This window comes from Pseudopedobacter sp. (assembly GCF_040392825.1).
GTDB lineage: Bacteria > Bacteroidota > Bacteroidia > Sphingobacteriales > Sphingobacteriaceae > Pseudopedobacter.
Genome location: NZ_JBEBVH010000353.1, coordinates 1 through 3,417, shown reverse-complemented (window position 1 = coordinate 3,417; position 3,417 = coordinate 1). Strand labels below are relative to the sequence as shown.

Sequence of the window (3,417 nt, the reverse complement as noted above, 5' to 3'; positions counted from 1 at the left end):
TCAGCGATCTTTATAAGCTTTCTAACAGCTTTTCCCTCCTTACCTTCGAAAACCAAATAATACATACCTTCGGTATAATCATGCAAAGAAACCTTCATCTCGGTAGACAAAGCAGGAATTTCTACTCTATTCAATTGCTGACCATTCCCATTAAACAAAGTCAAAGACTCAAAAGCTTGCGCAGCAAAGCTCACCATAACGTCATTCGCAGTTGGGTTCGGATAAACCACCAGATTAACACCAGCACCAAAGTCTACAGACTTAACACCCAAAACCGTCAGTGTGCCATTATAGTCCTGTTGCTCTAACCGGTAGTAATTTATACCACTAGCCGGATCCACATCTACAAAATCATATAACTGCGCTATATTCGAATGGCTCTTAGCAGGAACCTGCTGTAATTCAACAAAGTTAATCCCATCAACAGATCTGGAAATAATAAATTTGCGGTTATCTTTTTCTGATGCAGTTGTCCACTGCAATAAAACCCCATCAGAACGTTTATGCACAGTATAACTAAGCAATTCAACCGGAAGAGTACCCTGATATTCGTAAGCGCCCAAATCTATATTAGCTATCGACCTGTTATTGCCTTCAATATCTGCACTGCCATAACTGGCTGCATTGTACAAAGCATCATTTCCGGCATCAACTGCAGGGCTGTTTACAGATAATCTAAAATCAGCATTCGCTGCATCCGAAAACAACGGGTTAACAGTTAACAGATTCGATGGAGTTGAAGTAAAAACAAGCTGATAATCTGCATTTAAAATACTATTATTTAAAGTTGCACTAGCAGACGGAGTATTTTCAGAAACAATACAGTTTTGCCCAAGACCATCGGTCCATACAATACAATTATCCAGTGCTATGCTGCTGGCCGAATTTAATCGGATTAACTCGTTAGACGGATGATACAAAGTAGAATTTAGCAGCGTTACGCTAGACTCTTTATTGTAGATAGCTGCATTCACATTATTATAAAAAGCAGAATTAACCACTTTAATACTGGCTCCCGATAGAAGTCCAATAGCACTGCCACTACCTGTACCATTCCAATTCCCTTCGCTCTCATTTTGTCTGAACACACATTTGTTTACCGTAATCTCCCCTGACTTAAAAGCGCCAATTGCACCACCTATGCCACCATTTGGACCGCCTTGAGAATCATTGTTTGCGCTATTCCCTATAAATGTACTGTTACTGATAGTCGCTTTATAGATCTCGCTGTTAACATCATGGTTAAAAAAACCTATTGCACCACCCCTGTAGGCACTGCTGTTATTTTCAAATGTACAATTGTCAATAAGCAAAGTCTCTGTACCAAGAGCAAACGCATCGGCATAAATAGCACCACCGGATTGATAAGAGAAATTATCGATAAACTTACAGTTACGTATAGCTGGCGTATTGTTTAAATCAATATCATCAATAGTTATAAAAATCGCAGCTCCCGAATATCTGGGTACCATATTATTGTAAACACTTCCCAGATTGGCATTGCCCTCCCTAAATTCAATACCGTCAATCACCAGCGAATTGTTCAGGTTACCACCAACCGGCGTAGAGATATAAAGCAAATGATAGCAATTATCAGTATTCACACCAGCATTCCCTATATTTCCGTTGATAATGGTCGCGTTGATATTAAAATCTCTCTGACTAAAAACAGTCTCGCTACCGTTAAAACCACCATAAATTTTAATATTTTTCTTAATCACAAAAGCCTTGTCACGGTCTGTAGCCGTCGGACTGCCCGGATTCGGATCCGGAGCAATTAAAGTAGTCGGATAATATGTTCCCGCAGCCATCCAGATCTCATCTCCTGCTGCAGATACATCTATTATGGCCTGCAAATCGGCCGAAGCGTTGTTCCAGTCAGAACCATCAGAATTTCCGGAAGCAACAGCCTTCACATACCTGGTGGTTTGTGCAGAACCTATTGTCACAGAAATAAAGAAAAAAAGAATAGTAAGTAGTCTTTTCATAGAATTTTAAATTTAATTTCACAAAACTACTTTGTAAGCTGCCTGGCATTGTTACCATAAACGCATTTACATTTAACAAGAATGCATTATTTTTAATAACTTAGTTTTATATAAACCCTATATGGAAACACCAATACTCGTTAAGGAATTAAAAGACTACCCTTTCCACGAAGTAACCAGGCTAAACTGCGAAGATGACATGCTTAAATTCAAAGCCCCGGTTCTCGGAAACAGCAGCACAGCCATCATCCCCCTTATATCCGGAGTAACGCTGGTATACTATGCCGGCAAGCCCGAAAAAACCTACCAGATGCGCTACAGCCAGTATTATCAGAATAAGATACTTATCTGTCTTATGCTCTCGGGAAGGGCCACGCATAAACTTCAGGAAAGTATAGACGCCAGTGTAAAAAAGAACCAGTCATTCATATACGCTGTAGAAGAAGAAGAAAAGTTCTCTCTGGTAGAATACACCCAGGCAAAACCTTTCGAAATGGCCTCACTGGTTTTCGATAAAGAAGCTTTTGACTATTGTCTGGATAAGTTCTTCGATAAAAGCCATAAAAAAGAAAGAGAGACCTGTATAAAAGCCATTTATTCGGGCAAAGAGCCAGGCAACCTCTTAGATATCAGCAAAGAAGTCAACCTTATCGTTAAGCAAATTCTTAAATGCCGCCTGACTAAAAACTTCAGACGCGTTTATTTAGAATGTAAGATGTATGAATTGATGGCGCACTACTTCCAGTCTATCTGCAATATCCAGAACAAAGAAATTCATTTCTCTACAGAAGATATTCGTAAGCTGCAGGAAATCAAGCAGCAATTAAATACCTATAGTGGTACAGATATCTGTATAGATACCCTTTGTAAAACTCACGGACTAAACCGTTTTAAACTGGCTTCGGGTTTCCAGAGTCTCTTTAATATTTCGGTAATCAAATACTACAGACAACAGGTTCTTAAAAAAGCACTTAACGAGATCAAAGAAAATAACACTTCAATAACAGAAATCGCTTTAAAATACGGATACAATTCCCTGCAATCTTTCTCCCGGGCATTCTATAAAGAATTTAACCTCAGACCCAGTGACGCGTAAAAGTTGTAAGTTGTAGGTTATAAGTTGTAGGTTATAAGTTTTAAAGTTATTAGATTCAGGCAGGTCAATACCAATATGTCACCAGGACAGGCGGGTCTTACATCAACTTAGCCATTTCGACTGAAGTGAAACATAATGGAGGATTAAAAATCTCGCTATACTCGCGCAAGATGACACGAGAGGATGACTCTCCACTTTCTACCAACCAACTAGCAACCGAGAAAGGAAAACTTACTACTTACTACTTATTACTTACTACTTACTACTAACCAACTAAACAACTAATAAACTATCTTTGCCGAAATTTTAATACAGGCATAGTGATCAACGTAA

At 39.0% G+C, this 3,417-nt stretch carries 2 protein-coding genes; one reads left to right on the top strand and one right to left on the bottom strand.

Features of this window, described 5'->3' with window-relative positions; genetic code table 11:
- On the bottom strand, positions 1–1,988 hold a 1,988-nt coding region (locus ABWO41_RS16795; RefSeq protein WP_353140481.1), incomplete at its 3' end, for a T9SS type A sorting domain-containing protein.
- Positions 1,989–2,109: 121 nt separating this feature from the next.
- Here ABWO41_RS16795 and ABWO41_RS16790 point away from each other — a divergent pair.
- Positions 2,110–3,084: a helix-turn-helix domain-containing protein gene (locus tag ABWO41_RS16790; protein WP_353140479.1), complete on the top strand. Its 975-nt coding sequence runs from the start codon at positions 2,110–2,112 to the stop codon at positions 3,082–3,084.
- Positions 3,085–3,417: the final 333 nt, after the last annotated feature.